The organism is Pantanalinema sp. (assembly GCA_036704125.1).
Classification (GTDB): Bacteria; Cyanobacteriota; Sericytochromatia; order S15B-MN24; family UBA4093; genus JAGIBK01.
In genome coordinates this window covers 12461-30538 of the sequence record DATNQI010000079.1, presented here as the reverse complement: position 1 = coordinate 30538, position 18078 = coordinate 12461, and the positions used below count along the sequence as shown (strand labels likewise).

17 protein-coding genes, 1 other RNA gene and 1 pseudogene are annotated in these 18078 nt (G+C 68.0%); 11 read left to right on the top strand and 8 right to left on the bottom strand.

Going from position 1 to position 18078, the window contains the following annotated elements:
• Window positions 1-37 precede the first annotated feature (37 nt).
• Genes V6D00_12680 through V6D00_12670 form a run of 3 tightly spaced genes read right to left on the bottom strand, consistent with a single transcriptional unit; the run spans window position 38 to window position 3031 of the window.
• Complete coding sequence (locus tag V6D00_12680) at window positions 38-901, bottom strand: sugar ABC transporter permease (GenBank protein ID HEY9900030.1); 864 nt, start codon at window positions 899-901, stop codon at window positions 38-40.
• Window position 902: 1 nt separating this feature from the next.
• Window positions 903-1820 carry a sugar ABC transporter permease gene (locus tag V6D00_12675; protein HEY9900029.1) on the bottom strand — a complete coding sequence of 306 codons (918 nt, stop codon included), beginning with the start codon at window positions 1818-1820 and terminating at the stop codon, window positions 903-905.
• Window positions 1817-3031, bottom strand: coding sequence for an extracellular solute-binding protein (locus V6D00_12670; protein ID HEY9900028.1), 1215 nt, complete (start codon window positions 3029-3031; stop codon window positions 1817-1819). Before V6D00_12670 ends, V6D00_12675 begins: the two co-directional genes overlap by 4 nt.
• A gap of 242 nt (window positions 3032-3273) precedes the next feature.
• On the opposite strand from V6D00_12670, the gene V6D00_12665 reads away from it, so the two are divergent.
• From V6D00_12665 to V6D00_12635, 7 genes and pseudogenes are all read left to right on the top strand, one after another.
• A complete protein-coding gene (locus tag V6D00_12665) occupies window positions 3274-4026 on the top strand; it encodes a HAMP domain-containing sensor histidine kinase (GenBank protein HEY9900027.1) in 753 nt (250 codons plus the stop codon).
• A gap of 45 nt (window positions 4027-4071) precedes the next feature.
• On the top strand, window positions 4072-4836 hold the full coding sequence (trpC, locus tag V6D00_12660; GenBank protein HEY9900026.1) for an indole-3-glycerol phosphate synthase TrpC: 765 nt from the start codon (window positions 4072-4074) through the stop codon (window positions 4834-4836).
• A complete protein-coding gene (locus V6D00_12655) occupies window positions 4833-5483 on the top strand; it encodes a phosphoribosylanthranilate isomerase (protein ID HEY9900025.1) in 651 nt (216 codons plus the stop codon). Before trpC ends, V6D00_12655 begins: the two co-directional genes overlap by 4 nt.
• Before the next feature lie 21 nt (window positions 5484-5504).
• Window positions 5505-6584 carry an HD-GYP domain-containing protein gene (locus V6D00_12650; protein ID HEY9900024.1) on the top strand — a complete coding sequence of 360 codons (1080 nt, stop codon included), beginning with the start codon at window positions 5505-5507 and terminating at the stop codon, window positions 6582-6584.
• Between the two features lie 16 nt (window positions 6585-6600).
• A complete protein-coding gene (prmA, locus tag V6D00_12645; protein HEY9900023.1) occupies window positions 6601-7488 on the top strand; it encodes a 50S ribosomal protein L11 methyltransferase in 888 nt (295 codons plus the stop codon).
• A gap of 329 nt (window positions 7489-7817) precedes the next feature.
• A pseudogene (locus V6D00_12640) lies at window positions 7818-7955 on the top strand (transposase).
• Between the two features lie 131 nt (window positions 7956-8086).
• Entirely contained in the window at window positions 8087-8662 is a 576-nt protein-coding gene (locus V6D00_12635; GenBank protein ID HEY9900022.1) for a cupin domain-containing protein, read from the top strand.
• Window positions 8663-8859: 197 nt separating this feature from the next.
• Here V6D00_12635 and V6D00_12630 read toward each other — a convergent pair whose 3' ends face one another.
• Complete coding sequence (locus tag V6D00_12630) at window positions 8860-9402, bottom strand: hypothetical protein (protein ID HEY9900021.1); 543 nt, start codon at window positions 9400-9402, stop codon at window positions 8860-8862.
• A gap of 288 nt (window positions 9403-9690) precedes the next feature.
• Here V6D00_12630 and V6D00_12625 point away from each other — a divergent pair, with 288 nt between their 5' ends.
• Window positions 9691-11055: a septal ring lytic transglycosylase RlpA family protein gene (locus V6D00_12625; GenBank protein ID HEY9900020.1), complete on the top strand. Its 1365-nt coding sequence runs from the start codon at window positions 9691-9693 to the stop codon at window positions 11053-11055.
• A gap of 59 nt (window positions 11056-11114) precedes the next feature.
• Here the strand turns inward: V6D00_12625 and V6D00_12620 are convergent, their stop codons facing one another.
• The 4 genes from V6D00_12620 to ffs all read right to left on the bottom strand — a co-directional run bounded on the left by V6D00_12620 (window position 11115) and on the right by ffs (window position 13657).
• Window positions 11115-11870, bottom strand: coding sequence for a hypothetical protein (locus tag V6D00_12620; GenBank protein ID HEY9900019.1), 756 nt, complete (start codon window positions 11868-11870; stop codon window positions 11115-11117).
• A 68-nt stretch (window positions 11871-11938) separates the two neighbouring features.
• Entirely contained in the window at window positions 11939-12622 is a 684-nt protein-coding gene (locus tag V6D00_12615; GenBank protein HEY9900018.1) for a Crp/Fnr family transcriptional regulator, read from the bottom strand.
• Window position 12623: 1 nt separating this feature from the next.
• Window positions 12624-13517 (bottom strand): J domain-containing protein, encoded by an 894-nt coding sequence (locus V6D00_12610; GenBank protein HEY9900017.1) that lies wholly within the window; start codon window positions 13515-13517, stop codon window positions 12624-12626.
• 41 nt (window positions 13518-13558) lie between these two features.
• Window positions 13559-13657: signal recognition particle sRNA small type (gene ffs, locus V6D00_12605), an RNA gene on the bottom strand.
• A 172-nt stretch (window positions 13658-13829) separates the two neighbouring features.
• Between ffs and V6D00_12600 the strand changes: the two genes are divergently transcribed.
• The 3 genes from V6D00_12600 (at window position 13830) to V6D00_12590 (ending at window position 17977) form a co-directional block, all read left to right on the top strand.
• Window positions 13830-14939 (top strand): trypsin-like peptidase domain-containing protein, encoded by a 1110-nt coding sequence (locus tag V6D00_12600; GenBank protein ID HEY9900016.1) that lies wholly within the window; start codon window positions 13830-13832, stop codon window positions 14937-14939.
• Window positions 14936-16849 carry an ATP-dependent DNA helicase gene (locus V6D00_12595; GenBank protein HEY9900015.1) on the top strand — a complete coding sequence of 638 codons (1914 nt, stop codon included), beginning with the start codon at window positions 14936-14938 and terminating at the stop codon, window positions 16847-16849. The genes V6D00_12600 and V6D00_12595 overlap by 4 nt, the downstream gene beginning before the upstream one ends.
• A gap of 102 nt (window positions 16850-16951) precedes the next feature.
• Window positions 16952-17977: a LysM peptidoglycan-binding domain-containing protein gene (locus tag V6D00_12590; GenBank protein HEY9900014.1), complete on the top strand. Its 1026-nt coding sequence runs from the start codon at window positions 16952-16954 to the stop codon at window positions 17975-17977.
• Window positions 17978-18078 lie beyond the last annotated feature (101 nt).

Genomic DNA, 18078 nt, shown 5'->3' with positions numbered 1-18078 from the left:
GGTCCTCGACTCTCGATTAAATGTTCGAGATCCTATTCTACCCCTTCACGCCCCCGCTCGTCAGCCCCGACACGATGAAGCGCTGGAGCACCAGCATGACGATCACGACCGGCAGCGAGATGATGATGCTCATGGCCGCGAACTGGCTCCAGGGCTTGAAGGTCTCGTACTGGCCCACCATCCCGTACAGGGCCATGGCCAGGGTGAAGGTCTTCGGGTTCTCGAGCATGGTCCAGGCCAGGATGATCTCGGTCCAGCCGGTCATGAAGCCGAACAGGGCCGTCACCGCCACCGCGGGGGCCGAGAGCGGCAGCACGATCTTCCAGAAGGTCTGGCTCCGGGTGCAGCCGTCGATCAGGGCCGCCTCCTCGAGGTCCTTGGGCACCGTGTCGAAGTAGCCCTTCAGGTTCCAGATGGCGAAGGGCAGGGTGCCCGCCGCGTAGGCGATCATCAGGCCGATCAGCGAGGTCCTGACGTGCAGCGAGGACAACAGGACGTAGAGCGGGGCGATCGAGCAGACCGCTGGGAACATCTGCAGGACGATGAAGAGCATCATGCCGGCGCGCCGGCCGGGGAACTGCAGGCGGGAGAAGGCGTAGGCGCCCGAGGCCCCGAACAGGATCCCGAAGGCCGTGGTGCCCACCGAGACCAGCAGGCTGTTGCCCAGAAGCTGCCAGAACGAGACCCCGTCGATCTCGGTCGGGTTGCTCAGCACCTGCCGGAAGGCCTCGAGCGAGATCCCCCGCGGCAGGAGGTGGAGCTCGGTCGGCCGCGCCACCGAGGTCGGGTCCAGGGCCATGGAGACGACCCACAGCACCGGGAACAGGGAGAAGGCGCAGAACAGGACGAGCACCAGGTGGATCAGCCCCAGCTTGAGGGGGTGCTGCTTCTTGCCGTTCATATCAGACCTCCTCGGCCGCCCTGGTCAGGCGGAGGTTCAGGAGCGTGAAGCCCAGGAGGATGAGGAAGATGAGCACCGCGAAGGCCGAGCCCACCCCGTACATGCCGGCGTCCACCAGCTTGTAGGCCTGGGTGATCAGGATCTGGGTCTTGCCCAGCGGGTTGCCCTGGGTCACGAAGTAGATCACGTTGAACTGGTTGAAGGTCCAGATGAAGCCCAGCATGATGGCGGGCACCATGGCGGGCCTGAGCATGGGGACCGTGACCGTCCAGAACTGCTGGAAGGGGTTCGCCCCGTCCAGGTCCGCCGCCTCGTAGATCTCCGAGGGGATGGCCTGGAGAGCGCCCGAGGCCACCATCATCATGAAGGGGAAGCCGAGCCAGACGTTGACCAGGAGCACCGCGTAGAAGGCGAGCGGGAACTGGCCCAGCCAGTCGGTGTGGGTGGGCAGGAAGGGCAGCAACCTGCTCCAGTCCTTGAGCAGGAGGTTGATGGCCCCCGCCTCGGGGTCGAACATGTTCTTCCAGACCAGGCTCGTGACGTAGGTCGGCACCGCCCAGGGCAGGATGAGCAGGGCCCGGTAGATCTTGACGCCCTTGAGGCCCGGCGTGTTGATCATCAGCGCGAGCCCCACCCCGAGGCCCACGTGGAAGACCAGGTTCGCGAGGGTCCAGACGAAGTTGAAGCCCAGGACGTGAAGGAAGCTGAAGTCCAGGTACGGGGCGTGCCGGAAGATGTCCACGAAGTTCTGGAGGCCGACGAACTGCGGGTCCTGGTGCCGGATGTGGCGGGGGCTGAAGTTGGTGAAGGCCATCCAGATCCCGTACAGCAGGGGATAGAGCGTGATGGCGCTCATCACCAGCGCGGCCGGGGCGATGAAGCGGTAGGCGGTACCGGCGTCGGAGGCCTTGTTCTTCATTGCTTGCGTACCGCCTCGATCTTCGCCGAGATGACCTCACGGGCCGCGGAAAGGGCCGCTTTCGGTGGCGCCACGTCGGTCAGGACCTTCTCGATCGCCTCGTCCATGGGGGCCCAGACCTCCTTCATCTCGGGGTTCGGCGGCAGCGGCGCGCCCCAGCGGGCCTGCTGGGCGAAGGCCTCGAGGCGATCGCCCTCGGGGATCTTGGCGCCGCGCAGCGCCGGGATGTGGCCGGCCTCGCGCCGCATGCGCTCGCTGGCCTCGGCGCCGGTGAGGGCCAGGGCGAGCTCCAGGGCGCGCGAGCGCTGGCTGGGATCGGTGTTGGGGTTGAACATCACGCACTTGACGCCGACGAACGGCACCGCCGGGACCCCCTCCTCGACCATGGGCATGGGGGCGACCCCGAGCGCGTCGCCGAGGACCTGCCGGTAGCCGCCGAGGGCCCACGGGCCGTTGATGGTCATGGCGGCCTTGCCGTCGCGGAAGAGGCCGTCCGCGCGGCCGTAGTCGCTCTTGGCGGCGATGCGGGGGTGCCGCTTGAGGTCGCGCAGCAGCGTCAGCCAGCGCTCCGCGCCGGAGCCCGAGAGCGCCACTCCCCCCTTGGGGTCGAAGAGGCCTCCGCCCATCCCGAAGAGGTAGCCCGCGGTGAAGAAGAACTGGGTGTTGTAGGCGAGCAGGTAGTCGCCACGGTAGTAATCGCGCGAGTTGGCCAGGGTGAAGAGGTCCTGCACGGTGGCCGGCACCTGGCCCGTCACCAGGCGCTTGTTGTAGTAGAGGGCCAGGGTCTCGAGGCTCTCGGGCAGCGCGTAGAGCTTGCCCTCGTAGCGCAGGGCGTCCAGCGCGACGCCCAGGTATGGGGAAAGATCGCTCTGCTTGACGACCGCATCAAGCGGCATGATGACCTCGGACTGGGCGAACTTGCCCACCCAGTCGGTCGCCCCGAGCACCAGGTCGGGCCCGCCGTTGGCGGCCGTGGAGCGCAGGTACTTGTCCTGGAGCTTGTCGGAAGGGACCTGGAGCGCCACCACCTCCACGTCGGGGTGCGCGTCCCGGAAGGCCGAGAGGGTCTCTTTGAGGCCCGCGAGCTCGATTCCCCCCCAGGCGTGCCAGAGCGTGATCGTCGCGCGCCCAGCCCCTCGGTCGCACCCGACCAGGGCCAGAGCGAGAGCCAGGGCGGACGCCATGAGGACGGAAGGGAGTCGTCGGGACACGCGCGCTCCTGTCGATGCAGGGGGTGGGAAGATGGAGGTGATTGCCCGTTATATATCACGCTGGCTCGAAGGGCGTCAACGCAGGGCCGTCGCGGAAAGACGCCCCATTCGATCGCGCCGGTCGATCTCCAGAGGGGATAACCGTGCTATATAATTGAGAATCTTTCTAAAGACTTGTAACGAGTCGCCGGTGGATATCCGCCCGGATCTCCACCGGCGCAATCGTGAGGCGAGGTGTCGGAATGACCACGAACATGGATGCCCCGATGACGTCCCTGTCGGCGGCCGGGTCGGGAGTGAACGACGTGCTCGCCAACATCGGGCACGAGCTGCGCACCCCGCTGACCATCATCCAGGGCCTCTCCGAGATCCTGCTCGACGAGCTCGAGGCCGGCAACGTGGATGCCGACCAGCACCGCGACTTCCTGCGCCAGATCCACCGCGCCAGCGTCTCTCTGGGCAAGCTGGTGGAGACGAGCATCATGCTCACCAAGCTCAACGCCGGCCACCTCACCATCCACCTGCAGCCCCTGCACGTGGGCGAGGCGATCGAGCGGGTGCTCGGCCAGTACGCCGAGGAGGTCCAGGCCAAGGAGCTCGCGGTCGAGCTCTCGGTGGAGACCGACCTGCCCCTGGCCTGGGCCGACGGCCTCTGCCTGGAGCTCGCCCTCCAGGCCCTCCACGACAACGCCATCAAGTTCAACCACCAGCGGGGCCTCATCCACTGGCAGGCCCGCCCCGAGGGCGAGGCGGTGCGGGTGACGCTCGTCGACTCCGGCGTGGGGATCCCCTCCGAGAAGCTCACGTCCCTCTTCACGGTCTTCGGGCAGCTCGACAGCGGCTCGACCCGGCGCTACGGGGGACTGGGCCTCGGCCTCCCGCTCGTGCGCAAGCTCATCGAGGGCCTCGGCGGCGAGATCACGGCCGCCAGCCAGGGAACGAACCGGGGAGCCACCTTCACCTTCACCCTGCGGCAGGCCGCTGTGCTATCTTAGAAGGGCAATCGCCACTCGCGCATTTCCTTCAAAAGGGGGTCCCGCTTGACCATCCTCGACGAGATCCTGGCCTCCAAGGTCCGGGAGGTCGCCTCGCTTGTCGATGCGACGGGTCCTGCGCGCCGGACTCCCCCCCGCAGCTTCATGGGCCACCTGCGGGCGCACGGCCCGGTCGCCCTGATCGCCGAGATCAAGCGCAAGTCGCCAAGCCGCCCCTCGATCCGCGAGGCCTTCGAGCCCGCCGCCATGGCGCTGGCCTACGAGGCGGGCGGGGCCGCGGCCCTCTCGGTCCTGACCGACTCGCCCTACTTCGGGGGCTGCCTCGCGGACATGGCCGCCGCGCGCGCGGCGGTGAAGCTGCCGGTGCTGCGCAAGGACTTCCTGATCGACCCGCGCCAGGTGCGCGAGGCCCATGCCGCCGGGGCGGACGCGGTGCTCCTCATCGCGGCGGCCCTCGGTGACGATCGCCTGCGCGAGATGATGGCCGCCTGCGAGGAGCTCGGCCTGGAGGCCCTGCTGGAGGTCCACACCGCCGACGAGATGCGCCGGGCGCTCGCCCTCGAGGCTCCCCTGGTCGGGATCAACAACCGCGACCTCAAGACCTTCACGGTCGATCTCGGGGTCACCCGCGACCTGGCCATGCTGGCGCGCACGGCCGAGCGGCCGCCTCTGCTGGTCAGCGAGAGCGGCATCGCCACGGCCGAGGATCGCCGTTCGCTCGAGGCCTGGGGGGTCTCGGCCATGCTGGTGGGCGAGAGCCTCTTGCGACAGGACGATCTCGCGCTGGCCGCCCGCGAGCTGCTGACATGACCCGCGTCAAGATCTGCGGGCTGAAGCGCGAGGCGGACGTGGCCCTCGCCGTCGAGGCGGGCGCGCACGCGGTCGGGTTCGTGCACGTCGCCTCTTCTCGGCGCTTCGTGGACGCCGAGCGCCTCGGCGCCCTCTGCCACGCGGCGGGCCCCATGACCACGCGGGTCGCCGTCATCGCGGACCTGTCGCTCGACGAGGCCGTGCGCCTGACCGAGACGTGCGCCCTGGACGCCCTGCAGCTTCACGGCTCGGAGGGAACCTCGTACCTCGCGGCCCTGCGCGGCCGCCTGCGGCCTGGGGTGGCCCTGTACAAGGCCCTGAAGGTGACCAGTCAGGAGGCTGTCGCCGATGCTCAGGCCTTCGCCCCGCTGGTGGATGCGCTCGTGCTGGACTCCGGCGGCGGGACCGGGGAGGCCTTCGACTGGCACCTGGTCGAGGGCCTCGCGTGCGAGGCGCCGCTGGTGGTGGCGGGCGGCCTGCATCCCGGCAACGTGGCCGAGGCGATCCGCCGGCTCTCCCCCTACGGGGTGGACGTCGCGAGCGGCGTGGAAGATGCGAGCGGCCTCAAGGATCCCGTGCGCCTGGACGCGTTTTTCGCCGCGGTGAAAGAGGCCGAGGCGTTTGCGCCCAGGCGAGCACGGGTATAGGCCTTACCGGAGGTAACCCCCTTGCGCGCCATCGACATCGACAAAGCACAGCCCGGCATGGTGCTCGCCAAGAGCATCTACGCCGCTGACGGACGCCCGCTCCTCCGGGAGGGGACGGCTCTCACCGAACGCTACCTGACGGCGCTCAAGTCGATGAAATTCGGCTTCGTCTACGTGGTGGACCCGCGCGCCCCCGAGGCGCGCCCTCGCGACACCATCTCGGACGAGCTGCGCCAGGAGGCGATTGGCGTCATCCGCGACACCTTCGGGGTGCTCGAGGGCAACGGAGCCTCCAAGATCGGGGTGCAGCTCAACGCCGTCGCGCAGGTCTCGCGGCAGATCGTCGAGGCGATCCTGGCCAGCCGGGACGTTTCGATCCAGATGGCGGACCTCAAGAGCCACGACAGCTACACCTTCGCCCACTGCGTCAACGTCTGCGTGCTCGGCACCATCCTGGGCCAGCGCATCGGCCTGGACGAGTCGCGCCTCAGGGACCTGGCCCTGGGCCTCATCCTTCACGACATCGGCAAGATCGGCATCCCCCGCGAGATCCTGGAGAAGCCGGGCAAGCTGACCGAGCCCGAGTTCGACCAGATGAAGGAGCACTGCCGCATCGGCTTCGACACCATGCGCGGCCTGGCGAGCCTTTCGGCCCAGGCCAAGATCGTGGCCCTCCAGCATCACGAGAAGTTCGACGGCACCGGCTACCCCAAGGGCCTCCAGGGCGACGACATCCACATCAACGCCCAGATCGGCGCCATCACGGACGTCTTCGACGCCCTGACCTCGGATCGGGTCTACCGCAAGCGCTTCATGCCGCACGAGGCGATCGAGTACCTCATGGCGGCCGCCGGCACCCAGTTCAGCCTCGATCTGGTGACCACCTTCGTGGCCAACGTGGCGCCCTACCCCCCGGGCACCCTGCTCAAGCTCTCGACGGGCGAGACGGCCATCGTCATCGACGTGGACATGGGCCTGGCCAGCCGCCCGATCGTCAAGATCGTCCAGGACACCAAGGGCCAGCCCCTCGAGTTCGCCCGGATCTTCGACCTCAAGCGCGATCGCACGGTCATGATCGCGAAGGTCCTCACCGACGCCTAACCGCGCAAAGGAAGCCATGAACTACCTCGAAGTCGCCTTCACCGTCCCCGCCCCCGCAGCCGAGGCCGTGGCCTGGGCCCTCACCGAGCACGGCCTCCCCGGCGTGGTGGTCGGCGAGCGCCGCCCCGATGAGCCCGTCGCCGAGACGGCGGTGCTCAAGGCCTACCTGCCCCAGCTGGAGGCCGCCCCGGACCTCGCCGGGCTCGAGGCCACGGCGGTCCAGGCGATCGCCTCGGTAGGCCTCGAGGGCCCGGTGGCCCTCGCCACCTGCCTGGTGCCCGAGGAGGACTGGGCGACCAGCTGGCAGCAGTACTGGCACGTGCAGCGCATCGGCGAGCGCCTGGTGGTCCGCCCCTCCTGGGAGGAGTACGCCCCCGAGTCCGGCGACGTGGTGATCACCCTGGACCCCAAGATGGCCTTCGGAACCGGCACCCACCCCACCACCCGGCTGTGCATGCGCGCCCTGGAGCGGCTGGCGGCCAAGGGTCCCCTCGGCCACGTCTACGACGTGGGGGCGGGCTCGGGGATCCTCGCGATCGCAGCCCTGCTGCTCGGGGCCCCCGACGCGGTCGCGGTGGACACCGACCCGGTGGCGGTGGCCGCCAGCGAGGAGAACGGCGTCATCAACGGGGTCGGCGATCGGCTGATCAACCGGGTGGGCAGCGCGGGCGACCTGCCGGCCCAGGCCGAGGTCGTCTTCGCCAACATCCTGGCCGAGGTCATCGTGGAGCTCGCCGAGGCCCTGTACGCCGTCACGGCGCCGGGCGGCACCCTGATCGCCTCGGGCATCATCGAGCGCAAGGCCGACATGGTCGCCACGGCCCTCGTTGGCGCGGGCTTCGAGGTCGCCGAGCGCGAGCCCGAAGGGGAGTGGGTCGGGATCACGGCCGTCCGTCCCGCTTGAGCGGGGGCGCGATGAGGGCGACCATTTCTCCGCGCTTGGCGGGAGACGTGGTCACATTGGCGGGCGAGTGATTGTTAATCACCAGGTCGCTGGCTCGAGTCCAGCACGCGGAACCCAGTCAAGTCTTGGGCCTCGGGATTTTCCCGGGGCCCAAATTGCTCCGTACTTCGGCTTTGCTTCTGTTGCATTTCTTGAATGAGGATGGTGTCCAAAAATCCCCTGGCTGCTTGAGGCGCGCGTAGCGATGAACGATGGCTTGCCCGATGCAAAGCGAAACTCGGACGATGTCGTCTCAAAGCGGCCTTCCTGACCTCCTTTTGGCCGTCATGCTGGAGGAGCTGGACCGCAAGATCACCAAGCGAGTGGACGTGGAAGGTATCTTCCCGAACCGCAACTCGGTCGCGAGACTGGTCGGAATGGTTCTGGTCGGGCAGAACGAAGAGTGGCAGGCTGAGAGGTGCTACTTGAGGACGGCGGCGATGGTCTTTCAAGAGGAGATTGACGGGGGATATCCTGCCCGAGACGGTGACGGCCTTGCCGTCGGCGGCACGGGGGCTGCCGCAGGTATACGCTCGATTGACCTTAGGAGGTGAATGCCATGCAAAACCCGGGGATTCGTCTGGCTGCCAGCGCGGCATTAGTCGCCTACCTCGTGGGTACGGGTTGCACCGCCAAGCCACCGATTTCGGAAGGGAGGAGGGGAGGTGCGTCCATCTCAAGGTTCGTGCAAGCGATTTCGCCGAGCGCCCTGGCACAGACCAGCGCACCACCCAGTCTCAAGAAGGGGTTTGTCGACAACATCGATCGGCTCACCGTATCGAACGAGAACTACCGCCGGGTTCTTTACACGGGGCAGCACCTGCAGCTCGTGCTGATGGCGCTGAAGCCCGGCGAGGAGATTGGGGAAGAGGTGCATAAAGGCGACGACCAATTCTTCCGCATCGAAGCGGGCGAAGGCGAGGTTGTCGTCAATGGCGTCAAGCACCGCGTTTCGGCGGGCTTCGCCATCCTGGTGCCCGCGGGAGCGCGCCATAACATACGAAACATGGGCACGAAGCCGCTCAAGCTCTACACGCTGTACGCGCCCCCGGTGCACCGGCACGATGTGGTACAGCGATCCAAGGCCGTAGCCGAGGGGCAGCATGAGCAGTTCGACGGGAAAACCAGCGAGTGATGCCGTCTCATAAACGCCTGGGCAGGACGAGGTACGTCCCTAGGGGGGCTGTTCGGCCCCGGTATGACCGTTGATCCCCGGGTCGCCGGTTCTTGTCCGGCACGCGGAGCTGGACAAGAAGCGGGCTTCAGCCGAGAGGCTGAGGTCCGCTTCTTCATCATCGGGGAGGCCGTCGCCCACCTCTCGCAGCGACGCGGCTAAATCTCTGCCGGTATGAGGCGGACGGGCGTCACCACGGGCTGCGGAGCGCTGGCCAGCGCCAGGAACAACTCGTTCTTGCCGAAAGGATTGAGGCCCTTCCATTTGACTTCGAAGTGGCTGCCGGCATCCAGCTGGAAGTCGATCGCGTCGAGCACCTTGGCCTGCGGCTTGCGCTTGAAGGTGCCCACCTGATAGCAGCGGGCATTCGCTCCAAGGGGGGCGTTGTTTTCCGCCAGGTAGATTCCGCCGTCCTGACCGAGGTACAGGTCGCTGACGATGCTGGCGCCACCAGGGGCGATCGCCTTGACGGTCGAGGCCGCGAAGCTCTTCTTGCCGAGCGTGACGCCGACGCTGAGGACCTCGACGTTGACGGTGGGGTCCGCGGTCATGTTGAGGCCAATGAGCCCATCGAACGTTTCGCCCGCCTGCCTCCGCACGGTCGTGCTCACCGACCTCGGGGAGACGGAGGAGCCAGGGGTGGGCAGGCCGCATGCCGTCAGGGACGACAGAGCCAGGGCGACGAGGGCGAGCTTTTTCATCATGAGGCCTCCCTGTAATATGCGATAGGGTGGTTAGTGCTTTTTTGATGTCATGATTATGGGGGTGAATAGTTAAAGGATGGTTATATCCTGGCGGAGGAATGGTTAAGTTGATCGAGCCGAACGGAGCAAGTCGGACGCCGTCGTTGCCAGGGTACGGCTCGCGAGGGGCATGGCCCTGTAAGCCTGGCGTGCTGCCCGTTGACGCAGGGCGATAAGGCCAAAAGGCACGACATAACACGCCTGTTTTTTGACTTTCAAGCAAGGGATGTGATAACCTTCACACTTATGAAGGATTTAACCATTCGGTGCAGTCTCTCGCTTGCGATCGGCCTCCACCTGGTCCTCCTCCCGGCTCCGGGCCTCGCCGAGCCCGTGTCCGATGCGCCGCAAGCGCCCGCGTCGACCACCGCGACGCCCCAGCCCTACGCCACCTTCGAGGCCACCAAGGGCCGTCCCGGCACCTCTCGCGTCTGGATCGACGGGCGCGCCATCCTCACCTTCGACGAGTCAAAGGACCTCACCGCCCGCGCCGTCAGCGAGCGTCTCAATGCGCTGCATGTGCGAGGCGCTCTGAACCCCGGCCTCGTGCGCTACGAGCACCGGGGCGATCGCTACGCCGTGCTCGTCGGCAACCAGGACGTCGTCGTCTTCGGCAAGCGCTTCGCCCTTCGCCAGGACGAGAAGCCCGAGGTGCTCGCCCAGCGCTATGCCCGCCAGCTGCGCGAGGGGCTCGCTCTATCTCCGCTTGCCCAGGCGCGGCCTTTGTCCGCCGAGCTGCGCTCCGTCGTGCCGGCGCGCCAGGCCCACCAGGCTCCTGCGACGGCGCTCCAGCCTTCCGTCGCGCCCGTCCAGGAAGAGCCTCGCCCCGCCATCGCCCCGATCGTCGTCGAGGTGGCCGCGAGCGTGAGCGCGCCTGTCGCCGAGGCGAAGCCCGAGGTATTTTCCGGTGCGTCGCAAGCGCGCGCGGCTTCTGGCTTCGCCACCTACGAGACCACCGAGGGCCGCCCGGGCACTTCCCGCGTCTGGATCGGGGAACGGAAGGTCTTTTCCTTCGACGGCGACGACGGCACCCTCGCCAAGCGCGTCAGCAACAGGCTGATCGCCCTTGAGAAGCAGGGCGTGCTGCGCGCGGATCGCGTGATGCCGGGCCGCCGCAAGCAGGAGAAGCTCTTCGTCGTCAGCGTCGGCGGCGAGGACCTCCTGACCTTCGATCAGGCCTTCGCGAACCGGCAGGGCACCCCGCCCACGACCCTCGCGCTGCACTACGTCTCGCAGCTGCGCGAGGCCCTCGGCGGCCGCTCGCTCCAGCAGCAGATCGCCCAGACCGCCTCGCGCGGCGGCTACGGGCGCCAGCAGGTCGGCGTCGCCTCCTGGTACGGGGGCTTCTTCCATGGCCGGCGTGCCGCCGACGGCTCGCGCTTCGACCAGAACGACTTCACCGCCGCCCACAAGACCCTGCCCTTCGGGACCCTGTTGCTGGTCACCAACCTCAAGAACCAGCAGAGCACCCTGGTGCGGGTCTCGGATCGCGGGCCCTACATCCCGGGCCGGATGATCGACCTCAGCCGCGGTGCGGCCAAGGCCATCGGCATGCTGGGGTCCGGGGTGTCCAAGGTGCGGGTGACGATCTTCAAGCCCAAGCAGTCGTAGTCGAATCGTCAAAAAAACGCGGGCCCGGTTGGAAAACCGGGCCCGCGCTTTTTTCGATGTTAGGGGAAGCTGATGGTCGCCGGGGCGTCGATCGAGGCGATGTCGAAGATGGTCGCCTTCTCGAGCTCCGCGTTGTCCGCGCGGATGGCGGTCACGGTGTAGAAGTAGATCGTGCCCTTCACCAGGCCGCCGCCCTTGAGCTGGGGGTATCCCGGCAGCTTGAGGCCCTCGTCGGGCAGCGAGCCCACGGTGGCGGCGGTCGTCTTGGTGAGCGCGGCGTAGACCAGCTTGCCGTTCTTGCCGCTCTGGTTCTCGTTGACGGTCACGTAGTAGGCGGTGGCGCCGGCTCCCTCGCCCCAGGTCAGGGTGGGCTTGCCGGTCTTGGTGACGAAGGAGCCGCCGGAGGCTGCGGCGCCGTCGAGCATCAGGGCACCCGGCTGGCCGACCTGGGAGGCCGAGACCTTGACGGGGCCCGTCTCGACGTTCGCCTTCTCCTCGCCGCTCGCCGAGAAGGCGGTGACGACGTAGGCGATCTCGTGGCCCGGCTCGACCCGGTCGGTGAGGGTGGTCTTGTCCGTCGAGACGATGAGGCGCGGGGCGCTGCCGTCCACCTTGCGCGAGACCTGGTAGGTGGCGGCGTTGGTCACGCCGTCCCAGGTCAGGGTGATCGAGGCGGTGGTCATGCCCTGCTCCTTGGAGGTGACGGCCAGGATCTTGGGATTCAGGTTGGTGTTGCCCGCGAGGCCCAGAAAGCCGGGGCAGCCGGTCAGGGCCAGGGCGACGGGGAGGGCGAGCAGCAGTCTCGGTAGGCGCAAGTCGAGTCTCCTTCGGGTCGGTGGGGGCCAGCTGAGATGAGGTTACGGCCTGGCGGTAACAGGGGCGATCACACCACCAGCTCCTTGAGCTTGCCCTCGTTCACGAGGGTGAACTGGTTGCGGTCGATGGCGACCAGGCCCCGGTCCTGGTAGTCCATCAGGACGCGGGTGAAGGTCTCGCGGCTGGTGCCGGTGAGGTTGGCCATCTCCTGGCGGGTCATGCGGGTGGAGAAGGTGGGCTTGCCCTCGGGCGAGGTGCTCCCGTCCTCGCGTGCCAGCTCGAGCAAGAGCCGGGCGACGCGCCCCGGGGCCGAGAGGAAGGCGAGGCTCTCCACGTGGGCGTCGGTCGAGCGAAGGCGACGCGAGAGCACCGTCAGGAGGGTGAGGGGGATGCCGGGCAGCTCGCGCAGGATCTTGGCGAACTCCTCGCGCTGGATGGTGAGGACCGAGGTCTCCTCGACGGCGATCGCGGTGGCCGAGCGAGGCTGGCCGTCCAGCAGCGACATCTCGCCGAAGAGCTCGGCGGGCCCGACGATGCCCAGGATGTGCTCGCGGCCGTCGCCCGAGTTGACGACGATCTTGACCTTGCCCTCGACGACGATGTAGCACGCGTTGCCCGGGTCGTCCACGTAGAAGACGATGGACCCCTTCGGGACGTTGCGCTTGCGCGTGATCGCGGCGATGGCCTCGAGCTCGGCGGGCTCCAGGTCTCCGAACAGCACGGTCTGCTTCAAGAAGGGGGGGACGTTCAACTTATCCTCCTCGCCGCATGTGGGCGCGCGGGTTGTAGGGGGCCATGGTGCCGAGGCGCCGCCAGAGGGCGAGCGCCTGCTCGTCGATGTCGGGGGGCAGGTGGAGCTGGACCTTCACGAAGAGGTCGCCGCGTCCCTCGCCCCTGAGGTGCGGCATGCCCTTGCCCTTGATGCGGAAGGTGCGGCCGCCCTGGGTGCGGGCCGGGATCTTCATCTTGATGGCGCCGTCGAGGGTGGGGACCTCGATCTCGGCGCCGTCGATGGCCTCCCAGAAGGTCACCGGCAGATCGAGCCGCAGGTCGTCGCCCGTGCGCTCGAACAGGGCGTGGGGCTTGAGGGTGACCTCGACCAGCACGTCGCCGGCGCGCACCTTGGACCCGGTGTCGACCCCCGCGGGGATCTTGACTCTCAGCTGCTTGCCGGTGCGGGGGTTGGAGACTTCACGGGAGGTGCCCGAGAGGGCCTCTTCGAGGGTGACGTGGACCGGCACCTCGACAGGCTCGCTCGCCGGCGCTCGCGCCGAGGCCCCGCCGAACATGGCGTCGAGGATGTCCTCGAAGCCGCCGGCCGCAAAGCCGCCACCCATGCCGCCCTGGCCGCCGAAGGGGGATCCCGTCCGGCGCGAGGAGCGGCCGAAGGGGCCCTGCTGAGCGCCTGGCTGGAAGCCGGGGCCGAACTGTCTTAGCTGGTCGTAGGACTTGCGCTTCTCGGGATCGCCCAGCGTGTCGTAGGCCGCGCTGATCTCCTTGAAGCGGGCCTCGGCGGCCTCTTTGCCGGCGCCCTGCACCCGGTCGGGATGGTACTGGCGGGCGAGCTTGCGGTAGGCTTTCTTGATCGCATCGTCCGGGGCGTTCGAGGGGACGCCCAGGACCTCGTAGTAATCGCGCGTCGCCATGGGGCCTCACAAAAAATTACCAGGGCCTCCCCGATGGCCGGCAGGATCAGGCTGATCCATGACACCCGTGCTCTCCGCTTACCGCTGCTCCCTTCCGGGCCTGACGGGGTTCACGGCGCGACGCCGCATGGGACCCGACCCCGCGATCATCGGGGCGCTCTGGCAAGAACGAGTATACCAGATTCCCAAGAATCGGTCACTCGCTACCCTCCAGGGGGCGCGACATTGGCGGGCCGGGGGGTGGGCGGTATAATAGTCGTTTCTAGGGCTTTGCGACCGCTTTGCCGCCCCCACTCCCTCAAGGAGGCCTCGATGCCGAAGCGAATCTTCGCCGCCACCGTCCTGCTGGCCACCCTTTCGCCCGGCGCGATCGCATCACCGATCGGCCGCGCGGCCTTCGGGCCCGACACCATCGCGGACCTCGCCGAGAAGGCGGCCCCCGCGGTCGTCAACATCGACACCGTCCGGCGCCAGAAGAACCCCATGGCCCAGATGGATCCCTTCTTCCATCGCTTCTTCGGCTCCGATCTCAGCCGCCTGCCCCAGTACTTCGAGCAGAAGGGCGTGGGCTCGGGCTTCGTCATCGACGCCTCGGGCCTGATCGTCACCAACCACCACGTGACCCAGGGGGCCACGACCATCAAGGTGACGCTCAGCGACGGACGAACCTTCGACGGCAAGGTGATCGGCAAGGACCCCGGCTCGGACCTGGCCCTGGTCAAGATCGAGGCCAAGGGCCTGAGCGTGCTCAGGCTCGCCGAGGCCCCGCGGGTCCGAGTGGGCGAGTGGGTGGTGGCCATCGGCAGTCCCCTGGGCCTCTCGACGACGGTCACCGCGGGCATCGTCAGCGCCCTCAATCGCGACGTGGCCATCAACGACCGGGTGAGCTTCATCCAGACCGACGCGCCCATCAACCCCGGCAACTCGGGCGGCCCCCTCTTGGGCCTCGACGGCCGGGTGATCGGGGTCAACACGGCGATCGCCGCAAAGGCCCAGGGGATCGGCTTCGCCATCCCGGTCGAGACGGTGCGCTTCGTGGTCTCCGAGCTGCGCGAGAAGGGCAAGGTGGAGCGCCCGTGGCTGGGGGTCGCGATCGCCGAGCTGACCCCCGAGCGCGCCGCCCAGCTCTTTCGCAAGACCGACCCCGGCGTGCTGGTGCGCGACGTGGTCGAGGGCAGCCCCGCGGCCGAGGCCGGCCTCATCGAGGGCGACGTGATCGTCCTGGTCGACGGCAAGAGCGTCACCGAGCCGAGCCACGTGACCCACATGGTCGCCAACCACCGGGTCGGCGACAAGCTCAAGCTGCTCGTCAGCCGCGAGGGCCAGCGCAAGGAGCTGACCCTCACCCTGAAGGCCATCCCCGCCAAGATGCAGGAGGCCGCCGAGAAGCCTCCCGAGCCGGAGCCCGCCGAGGACCAATGACCCAGCCGACCAAGACTTTTCTCGACCGCTTCCAGGAGGTCGTCCAGCAGCTGCCCATGTACGAGCCTCGGCCCGGGCAGCTCCAGATGGCCGAGACCATCCACCAGGCCTTCACCGAGAAGCGCCACGCCGTCATCGAGGCCGGCACCGGCAGCGGCAAGAGCTTTGGCTACCTGATCCCCTTGCTTGAGGGGCAGGGCCCCTACGTCGTCTCGACCGGCACCATCGCCCTTCAAGAGCAGCTGCTCAAGAAGGATATCCCCTTCCTCCAGAAGGCCACCGGCAACCAGTTCAAGGTCGCCCTGGCCAAGGGGCGGGGCAACTACCTCTGCAAGCAGAAGTTCTGGGAGGTGGATCGCCGCCTTCCCGCGAACGATCCCCTGCGCGCCGAGTTCGACCGGATGTCGGCGTTCCTGCAGGACTACGAGTGGGACGGGGACGTGGCGGGGCTCGGCTGGGTCCCCAGCCAGCGCCTCTGGGAGGAGGTCGCCTCGGACGCCGACGACTGCCTCGGGGCCAAGTGCGAGTTCTACGAGGTCTCGCCTCAGCGCCAGGCGCGGGTGCGCCAGGCCCACGCGGACCTCATCATCGCCAACCACTCCCTCTACTTCGCCGATCTGGCGGCCGCCGGGGGGATCCTGCCGAGCCACGAGGCCGTCGTCTTCGACGAGGCCCACCACCTGCCGGCCTCGGCCACCCGCGCCTTCTCGGCCTCCATCGGCCGGTACGCGATCGCCAAGCTGCTGCAGAAGATCCGCCGCCGGCTGGGGGCCATCCCCGACGAGATCGCCTTCTCGCTGGTCGGCCACGAGAGCCGCCTCTTCGACTGGGTCTTCAAGAGCGAGCGCCTCCAGTACCGCCTCTACCCGGATGCGGTCTTCATCGAGATCCTGGACGGGATCCTCGAGGACCTGCGCCTCTTGCGCGCCTGGCTCGAGCGGGACTCGTCGCTCGGCGGCGGCATGCTGGATCCCGAGATCGCAAAGAAGGCCCCCCTGCACCGGCCGCGCCTGATCAACCAGCTCGAGGGCCTGATGGCCCGCTGGGAATTCTTCGGCATGCAGGCGGATGCGACCCTGTCCGAGCGGGTCAACTGGGTCGAGCTGGACCGCAACCGGGGCTACTTCGAGCTCAAGAGCGCGCCCCTGGACGTCTCGAAGGACCTGCACGAGCTCCTGTGGAGCCAGCGGCCGACGGTCTGCGCCTCGGCGACCCTGGGGGTCGGGGGCGACTTCAGCTTCTTCAAGCAGAAGGTGGGGATCGAGGAGGCCCTCGACCTGGAGCTGCCCAGTCCCTTCGACTACCAGCGCCAGGCCACCCTCTACGTGCCGCGCTACCTGCCCGAGCCCAACGCGCCCGAGTTCGCCCTCCACGCCCGCGAGGCCATCAAGGACATCCTGAAGGCGACGCGGGGCCGGGCCTTCGTGCTGTTCACCAGCTACCGGGCCATGAACGCCGCCTTCAACGTCCTCTTCGAGACCCTGCCCTTCCCGGTCAAGAAGCAGGGCGAGCTGCCCCGCAGCCAGCTCATCGAGTGGTTCAAGACCACGCCGGGCGCCGTCCTCTTCGCCACCAGCTCGTTCTGGGAGGGGGTGGACGTGCCGGGAGATGCCCTGTCGTGCGTCATCATCGACCGCCTGCCCTTCTCGGTGCCCGACGACCCGGTGGTGCAGGCCCACGTGGAGCGCCTCAAGCTCCAGGGGCGCGACTGGTTCCGCGAGTACACCCTGCCCGAGGCCATCATCCGTCTCAAGCAGGGCTTCGGCCGCCTGATCCGCACGGCCACCGACCGGGGCCTGGTCGCCATCCTCGACAACCGGCTCTACACCAAGAACTACGGCCATACCATCCTGACGGCCCTGCCGGACTGCCCGCGGGTGCGCGACCTCGATCGCTTCCAGCTCGAGTAGGGATTTTACTCAGTCTTTGCTCAAGCTTTAGCTTTTGATTACCGGCTCGCGCGACCAAGGGGCGATAACTCCCTTGCCCTTTGGACGCACGAGGAGCCCCGGATGGAACTGAACACCAACGTCATCGCCGCCTATCCCACCCTCGCGCGTCGCATGGAGGCCATGCAGGCCGCAGCCGCTCAGCCCGCGTCCTCGCAGGGCCTCGGCCAGGACGTCTGGATGCCGACCACCCTGCCGAAGGCGCTCGACACCCGCATGCAGGACATGGTCAAGCGCCTGCACACCCTCCTGAACCAGACCAAGTCTCCGGCTCCCGCCGTCGAGCCCGCCCCTGCTCCGGTCGTCGAGCCTGCCCCGGCGCCCGTCCCCACGGCCTACACGGTCCAGAAGGGCGACTCCCTCTCCAAGATCGCGCAGGCCGTGCTCGGCGACGGCAGCCGCTGGCCGGAGATCTACGCCGCCAACCGCGACGTCCTCTCGGACCCCAACCGCATCTACCCGGGCCAGCAGCTCAAGATCCCGGGCGCCAAGGGCCAGGCCGCACCCGCCCAGGCCCCGGCGAGCCCCGCGCCTGCCGCCTCCGGCAAGGGCGCTCTCGCCGGGCTCGGCATCCCGCTGAGCGACGAGGAGATCGCCAAGGCCCTGAACGTGCCGCTCGAGAACATCAAGGCCAACCTGCCCGACATCGTGGACGCCCTCAAGGAGCAGGGCATCACCACCGAGGACGCCGTGATCGCGGTCCTCGCCACGGTCGCGGTCGAGACCGGCAGCTTCAAGCCCATCACCGAGTACGCGAGCGGTCAGGCCTACGAGGGCCGATCGGACCTCGGCAACACCCGGGCCGGCGACGGCAAGCGCTTCAAGGGGCGCGGCTACATCCAGATCACCGGCCGCTACAACTACGAGAAGTACGGCAAGCAGCTCGGGGTCGACCTGGTGGGCAACCCGGAGCTCGCCCTGGACCCCAAGATCTCGGCCCAGATCCTCGCGCGCTACTTCAAGGACCGCAACATCGCGGCCAAGGCCGAGCGGGGCGACGTGGAGGGGGTGCGCCGGGCGGTCAACGGCGGCACCAACGGCCTCGCGCGCTTCGAGGCGGCGGTCAACAAGCTCGAGGCTTACGCGTAGCCAATCAAGACGAAGGGGCGGTGCCACTGGCACCGCCCCTTCGTCTTGATTGTGCCCTTCATGCAAAAACGCCCCCGCGCTGGGCGGGGGCGTCGAAGTCA

Bases quoted from the DNA above. Each gene is read 5' to 3' on its own strand.
- V6D00_12680 (HEY9900030.1), bottom strand. From the start codon at position 901: ATGAACGGCAAGAAGCAGCACCCCCTCAAGCTGGGGCTGATCCACCTG.
- V6D00_12675 (HEY9900029.1), bottom strand. From the start codon at position 1,820: ATGAAGAACAAGGCCTCCGACGCCGGTACCGCCTACCGCTTCATCGCC.
- V6D00_12665 (HEY9900027.1), top strand. From the start codon at position 3,274: ATGACCACGAACATGGATGCCCCGATGACGTCCCTGTCGGCGGCCGGG.
- V6D00_12655 (HEY9900025.1), top strand. From the start codon at position 4,833: ATGACCCGCGTCAAGATCTGCGGGCTGAAGCGCGAGGCGGACGTGGCC.
- prmA (HEY9900023.1), top strand. From the start codon at position 6,601: ATGAACTACCTCGAAGTCGCCTTCACCGTCCCCGCCCCCGCAGCCGAG.
- V6D00_12635 (HEY9900022.1), top strand. From the start codon at position 8,087: ATGCAAAACCCGGGGATTCGTCTGGCTGCCAGCGCGGCATTAGTCGCC.
- V6D00_12630 (HEY9900021.1), bottom strand. From the start codon at position 9,402: ATGAAAAAGCTCGCCCTCGTCGCCCTGGCTCTGTCGTCCCTGACGGCA.
- V6D00_12625 (HEY9900020.1), top strand. From the start codon at position 9,691: ATGAAGGATTTAACCATTCGGTGCAGTCTCTCGCTTGCGATCGGCCTC.
- V6D00_12610 (HEY9900017.1), bottom strand. From the start codon at position 13,517: ATGGCGACGCGCGATTACTACGAGGTCCTGGGCGTCCCCTCGAACGCC.
- V6D00_12600 (HEY9900016.1), top strand. From the start codon at position 13,830: ATGCCGAAGCGAATCTTCGCCGCCACCGTCCTGCTGGCCACCCTTTCG.
- V6D00_12595 (HEY9900015.1), top strand. From the start codon at position 14,936: ATGACCCAGCCGACCAAGACTTTTCTCGACCGCTTCCAGGAGGTCGTC.
- V6D00_12590 (HEY9900014.1), top strand. From the start codon at position 16,952: ATGGAACTGAACACCAACGTCATCGCCGCCTATCCCACCCTCGCGCGT.